Annotated in this window: 6 protein-coding genes; all 6 read left to right on the forward strand. The window is 66.3% G+C overall.

Translation table 11 applies throughout. The annotated features are described in order from the left end of the window. Nucleotides 1-91 precede the first annotated feature (91 nt). Nucleotides 92-469: a VOC family protein gene (locus tag QNJ67_07960; GenBank protein MDJ0608899.1), complete on the forward strand. Its 378-nt coding sequence runs from the start codon at nt 92-94 to the stop codon at nt 467-469. 36 nt (nt 470-505) lie between these two features. Further along, on the forward strand, nt 506-2,122 hold the full coding sequence (locus QNJ67_07965; GenBank protein MDJ0608900.1) for a choline dehydrogenase: 1,617 nt from the start codon (nt 506-508) through the stop codon (nt 2,120-2,122). A 105-nt stretch (nt 2,123-2,227) separates the two neighbouring features. Then, entirely contained in the window at nt 2,228-3,463 is a 1,236-nt protein-coding gene (locus QNJ67_07970; protein MDJ0608901.1) for an ABC transporter substrate-binding protein, read from the forward strand. Nucleotides 3,464-3,588: 125 nt separating this feature from the next. Beyond that, nucleotides 3,589-4,857, forward strand: a complete 1,269-nt coding sequence (locus QNJ67_07975; protein ID MDJ0608902.1) for a branched-chain amino acid ABC transporter permease — start codon at nt 3,589-3,591, stop codon at nt 4,855-4,857. Beyond that, nucleotides 4,854-6,077, forward strand: a complete 1,224-nt coding sequence (locus tag QNJ67_07980; protein ID MDJ0608903.1) for a branched-chain amino acid ABC transporter permease — start codon at nt 4,854-4,856, stop codon at nt 6,075-6,077. The genes QNJ67_07975 and QNJ67_07980 overlap by 4 nt, the downstream gene beginning before the upstream one ends. Then, on the forward strand, nt 6,077-6,444 hold a 368-nt coding region (locus tag QNJ67_07985; GenBank protein ID MDJ0608904.1), incomplete at its 3' end, for an ATP-binding cassette domain-containing protein. The genes QNJ67_07980 and QNJ67_07985, both read left to right, overlap by 1 nt.

Consider the following 6,444-nt stretch of genomic DNA (forward strand, 5'->3'; position numbering starts at 1 on the left):
AGGCTAAGGGCCGCGCAATTGAAGCTGTTTCACGCGCGGAAAGGCCTGGATCGCGCCAAGCGGTCACGTCAACGAGACAGGGGAGGCAAGCATGATCGCCTACACAATCATCGGCACGAACGACCTCGCAAAGTCCGCGGCCTTCTACGACGCGCTGCTCGCCGAAGTCGGCGGCAAACGCGCGATGGAGGTCGACCGGGTGATCCTCTGGGCCGGCGCCGAGGGCACGCCCTTCTTCTGCGTGGCCCAGCCCCACGACGGCAAGCCCGCCACGGTGGGCAACGGATCGATGGTTTCGTTGGCCGCTGCGAACCCCGCCGAGGTCGACCGGCTCCACGCCAGGGCAATCGAGCTCGGCGCGACCGACGACGGCCCGCCCGGCCCGCGGACCAACGCGCCGCTGGAGTTCTACGCCGGCTACTTCCGCGACCCGGACGGCAACAAGCTGAACTTCTTCTGCCTGCGATGAGGCGTGTTCTCTTAGGCCGCCTGGCCGGTGGCGGGCATGCCTGACGGCAGCCAGTCGATCGGCAGCTTCGACTATATCGTGGTCGGCGCCGGCTCGGCCGGCTGTGTGCTGGCCAACCGCCTGAGCGCCTCGGGCCGTCACAAGGTGCTGTTGCTCGAGGCGGGCGGGCCCGACCGCAACCTCTGGATCCATATTCCGCTCGGCTACTCCAAGCTCTTCACCGACCGCAACGTGAACTGGATGTACGAGACCGAGCCCGAGCCGGGGCTCGACGGCCGCCGCATCTTTCAGCCGCGCGGTAAGGTGCTCGGCGGCTCCAGCTCGATCAACGGGCTGATCTACATTCGCGGCCAGAAGGAGGACTTCGACCTCTGGCGCCAGCTCGGCAACACCGGCTGGTCCTACGAGGACGTGCTGCCCTACTTCCGCCGTGCCGAGGACCAGGTCCACGGCGCCGACGACTATCACGGCGCCGGCGGGCCGCTCGCCGTCTCGGACCAGTCGGAGACCCATCCGCTGGCCGACGCATTCATCGCCGCCGGGGAAGAGCTCGGCATCCCGCGCAACGCGGACTTCAACGGTGCCAGCCAGGAAGGCATGGGCTACTACCAGATGACCTCGCGCAACGGCGTGCGCTGCAGCACGGCGAAGGGCTACCTCAAGCCGGCCCGCGGGCGCGCCAACCTGCGGGTCGAGACCCAGGCCCAGGCGACCCGGGTCATCTTCGAGGGTAAGACCGCCAAGGGCGTCGAGTTCCGCCAGGACGGTACGCTGAAAAGCGCCTCGGCAGAGGGCGAGGTGATCCTCTGCGGCGGCGCCTTCAACTCACCCCAACTGCTGGAGCTGTCCGGCGTGGGGGCGGGCAGCCAGCTGCAACCGCTCGGGATCCCGGTGGTCCACGATGCGCCTTTCGTGGGGGAGAACCTGCAAGACCACCTCCAGGCGCGCCTGATCCTGCGCTGCAAGCAGCCGATCACGATCAACGACCAATACAACAACCTGTTCCGCCGCGTCGGGATCGGCCTGCGCTACATCTTTGAACGCAAGGGTCCGCTCACGATCAGCGCGGGCTGCGGTGCGGCCTTCTACAAGACCGGCCCGGAGCTGGCGACACCGGACATCCAGATCCACTTCCTGCTGTTCAGCACCGACAAGATGGGCCAGGCCCTGCACGACTTCTCGGGCTTCACCGCTTCGGTCTGCCAGCTCCGGCCGGAAAGCCGGGGGACGGTCCACATCAAGAGCGCCGATCCCTCCGCCACGCCCGCGATTCGGCCGAACTACCTCTCCGCCGAGACCGACCGGCGGACCATGGTGGAAGGCATGAAGAAGATGCGCGCGATCCTGCAGGCCGAGGCGATGAAGCCCTACCTGGCCGAGGAGGTCTCTCCCGGTCCCGCGGTGGCCAGCGACGCCGAGTGGCTGGCTTACATCCGCAGCATCGCGACGACGATCTACCACCCGACCAGCACCTGCGCGATGGGCGTGGACGAGCAGGCGGTGGTCACCCCCGAGCTCAAGGTGATCGGCGTCGACCGGCTCAGGGTCGCGGACGGCGCGGTCATGCCGAGGGTCGTCTCGGGCAACACCAACGCGGCCATCGTGATGATCGGCGAGAAGGCGGCGGACATGATCCTCGAGGCCGGCCCGTAACGCCTCACCCCGGTCTCCTTGCGCGTTTTTCGATGTTCTGGCACCGTTACAAGGCCGTTGCATAGAAAAACGATAAGCAACAGATCTGAAACAGGGGGATTTCCCATGAAGAAACTCGGACTTTCACTGGTCGCGGGGCTCATTGGCCTGGCGGCCTCCAGCCTCGGCGTGCAGGCCGCGGACTGCCCGATCAAGCTGGGCGGCCTCGCGCCGCTCTCCACCCCGGGCACCGTGATCGGTGGCGAAGCGATGCGCGACGCCATGCTGCTGGCCCAGGACGATATCAACGCGGCTGGCGGCGTGCTCGGCTGCGAGGTCGAGGTGGTGATCGCCGATACGGAAGGCCTGCCGGAAAAGGCCGCGGCTGTCATGGAGAAGCTGATCACCCAGGACGGCGTGGTCGCCGTCGGCGGCGGCTACCACAGCTCGGTCGGCGTGGCCTCCAAGGACGTGGCCGACGCGCGGGGCATTCCCGTGGTCTTCGCCGAGACGTGGAACGACACGATCACCGGCGACAAGCAGAAGCACATCTTCCGGATCGCGCCCCTGAGCTCCTGGGCCTCGGCCGTGATCTGGAAGTTCGCGTTGACCAAGCCGGGGATCAAGAAGGTCACGATCCTGACCGAAAATACCGACTACGGCATACCCGCGGCGCAGGAAACGACCGAGGGTCTGAAGAGCGAAGGCGTCGAGGCGGTCACCTTCAGTGTCGACATCGGCACCCAGGACTTCGCCGGCATCGTCGAGCGCATGAAGGCCGAAAGACCCGACATGATCATCGTGCTGGCGACCGGCGAGGCGGGCTACAACATCACCCAGCAGGCGGCGGACGCCGGCATCGGACCGATGGACGTGGCCTTCATGACCAACCAGGAGGGCCTGGAAAGCCGCGCCTACTGGGAGAACGTGCCCGACGGCAACATGGCCTTCATCCAGCGCATCGGCGTGCCCGAGAGCCTCTATACGGAGGAGGCCAAGAAGTTCGCCGCGGCCTACAAGGCCAAGACCGGCAAGAAGGCGGTCGAGAGCTATGCGCTCGAGGCCTACGACTCCATCGCGATCCTGGCCCAGGCGATCAACGAGGCCGGCTCGACCGAAGGCGGCGCGATCGTCGACGCACTGGAGAACATCACTTACAACGGCGTGCTCGGGAAGATCTACTTCCCCTACGGGACCAAGAAAGACCCGAGCGCGGACGGCAAGGGTGACGAGTGGTGGCACCAGTGGCCCGATCCGGCGATGACCGTCGTCCAGTACCAGAAGGAGGGCGAGAGTTCGGTCGACGCGGCGATCGTCTATCCCGAGACCTACCAGACCGGCAAGGCGATATGGGTCAAGTAAGCCGGTGATGCGCGCTTAGGGCGGAGCCACGGCGGCGCGGCCTAGGAGGCCGCGCCGCCGGCCGGCCGCGTTGACGGCGGCGCGGCGCGACCGGGGCCCGGTCCTAAAGAGTAGCGGGGGCAGGCATGGAAACGCCTGGCATCTTCTGGGGTGTCATAGCCTGGATGGCTTTCTGGGGCATCACCGGCGCCCTGGGAACCCGCTTCGTCTACCTGCGCCGGGACCTGGATACTTCCAACGCGAACTTCGTCGGCGCCATGATGGGCGCGGCCACGGGGCCTGTCGGCCTGGTGCCGCTCTGGATCAAGGCGCCGGAGCTCAGCAACCGCTTCACCATTGCCCCGGCTTTGCTTGCCGTCACCTTGATCGCCGCCGCCTTCGCCTTCGCCGATCCGGACAACAACTGCGTCGCCAACGGCAGCTTCGTGGCCTCGCAGTTCGTCAATGGCCTGATCATCGGCATTATCTACGGCTTCATGGCGCTCGGCCTGACCTTGATCTTCTCGATCCTGGGCGTGGTCAGCTTCGCCCACGGCGAGTTCTACATGGTAGGCGGCATGGTGCTCTACTACTCCACCGCCGTCTGGCTGCCCGGCGCGGGGCCTCTGGTCGGCATTCTCGCCGCCTGCCTCGTGGCCTTCCTGCTCGGCGCCGTCTTCGAGCGGCTGTTCCTGACCCCGATGTACGAAGGCAAGATCGAGCGGCCGGTCGAATACGGCATCCTCGTCACCTTCGGTCTGGCCTTTACCGTGCAGTACTTCGTTCTCGGGATCGCCGGCGCCAACCCGGTCAAGGCGCAGCGCTTCATCGACTTTCCCCGCCTGCGCCTGCCGTCGGCCGAGGATCCTTGGCTGCTGAAGTCGAGCCGCGGCAACCTGGAGCTGTTCGAGACCGTCTCGATCAGCAACCCACGTTTCGTCGCGGCGATCATGTGCATCCTGGTGCTGCTCGGCCTCATGGCTTTTCTCTACAGGACCTGGACCGGCAAGGCGCTCCGCGCGGTCAGCCAGGACCGTGAAGCGGCCTCGATCGCCGGCATCAACCCCGACCGCATGAACATGCTGGCCTTCGCCCTCGGCGGTATGATCGCGGCGCTGGCCGGCGCCATGCTGGTCCAGGCCTTCTCCTGGCTGCCTCAAGTCGGCAACATCCCGGCCATGCGCTCCTTCGTGATCGTCGTCCTCGGCGGCCTCGGCTCTCTGCCCGGGGCCTTTCTCGGCGGCATCATCGTGGGCCTGGTAGAGGCGGCCGGCACGGGCTGCATTCCCGACGCGCAGAAGGCGGCTTCCTACATCCCGGCCTACGGCATGATCGTGCTCACCCTGACCCTTCTGCTGCGCCCGACCGGCCTGTTCGGCCGCAGATACGCAAGCGGGACCCACGGCAAGCTATGACCCGTCAACAGGTTCCCCAAGCTGCTGGCCTGCTGCTCGTCCTGTTCTTCGCGGCCTTCCCGTTCATCTATGGCGGTGCCGACTACGACTACATCATGCACATCTGCATCACCGCCTTTTTCTACGCCATCCTGGCGTCGAGCTGGTCGATGCTCGCCGGTTACGCCGGTCAGTTCTCCTTCGGGCACATGGGTTTCATGGGCATCGGCGCCTATACAACGGCCCTGTTCTGCCACTACCTATATATATCCCCCGAGCCGACCAACCTCTGCACCGAGTTTGCCATCGGCGACAGCTACCTGGTGATCGTCAACCCGATCGGCGTGACCTCCACCACCCTGACCCAGGACTGCCTGCGACAGGCGCTCGCCGCCTGGGACGGCAGCGTCCAGGTGACGGGCATGTCGGTCTGGGTCGGGATCCTGCTCGGCACGATCATGGGCGGCGTCTTCGGTCTGCTGGTCGGCCTTTTGGTGCTGCGCCTGCGGGCGGCCTATCTCGCGCTCTTCACCCTGGGTTTCGCCGAGATCCTGCGCGCCACGATCTCCGCCGAGTTGCAGATCACGCGCGGTCAGGCGGGTCTCGAGCTGCCCCACCTCTTCGAGGACGGCCTGACGATCTTCGGCGCCACCTTCGACAAGACGGACAAGATCCCGCCCTACTTCGTGATGTTCTTTTTGCTTTTGGCCTGCCTCGCCATCCTGGCCTGGCTGTCGCGCTCCAAATTCGGCCTCTTCGTGCGGGCCCTGCGCGAGGATCAGGACGCCGCGGCGGCGCTCGGCGTCAACACCACGCGCTACAAGGTGCTGGTCTTCGTCGTCACCACCATGATGGCCGCCGCCGCGGGCGCGGTGCAGGCGCACTACGTCGGCATCATCACGCCCAACAATCTCTTCTTGCTGCAGATGAGCCTGGTCGTCGCCATGGCGGTGATCGGCGGGGTGGAGAACTTCGTCGCGGCCGCGATCGGCGCCATCCTGATCGAGTTCGTGCTGGAGATGCTGCGCAACTCCTTCGAGATCGGCGGCGTCACCGTGGACATGACGGTCTGGCGCCTGGTCGTTTTCGGCGTGATCCTCATGCTGACCCTACGGTTCTCGCGCAACGGCCTGATCGCGCCGATGATCACCTACTTCGAGCGCGGCCACGTCGCCCAAGAAACCGTGGCCAAGCGGGTTGCCGCCCCGTCCGGCGGCAAGCCCGCCGGGGAGCGGCCGTGATGATCAAGCTCCAGGTGAGCGGGCTCAACAAGCGCTTCGGCGGCCTGCACGTGCTGAAAGGGGTAACCTTCGAGGTCGAGGGCCCGGAGCTGATCGGCCTGATCGGCCCGAACGGCGCGGGCAAGACGACGCTCACCAACGTGCTCGACGGCGCGATCAAGCCGAACAGCGGCACGGTCTATCTGAACGGCGAGCGGATCGACCAATTGCAGCCCTATGAGGTGGCGCGCGCCGGCCTGGGGCGGACCTTCCAGGTAACCCGGTCGTTTCGCCGCATGACGGTCCTCGAGAACCTGGAGGTGCCGGCGCTCGCGGTCGGCCAGACCCAGGGCAAGGCGGCGATCCGCGACAAGGCCATGTCGGTGCT

It is taken from the genome of Kiloniellales bacterium (genome assembly GCA_030064845.1).
Classification (GTDB): domain Bacteria; phylum Pseudomonadota; class Alphaproteobacteria; order Kiloniellales; family JAKSDN01; genus JASJEC01.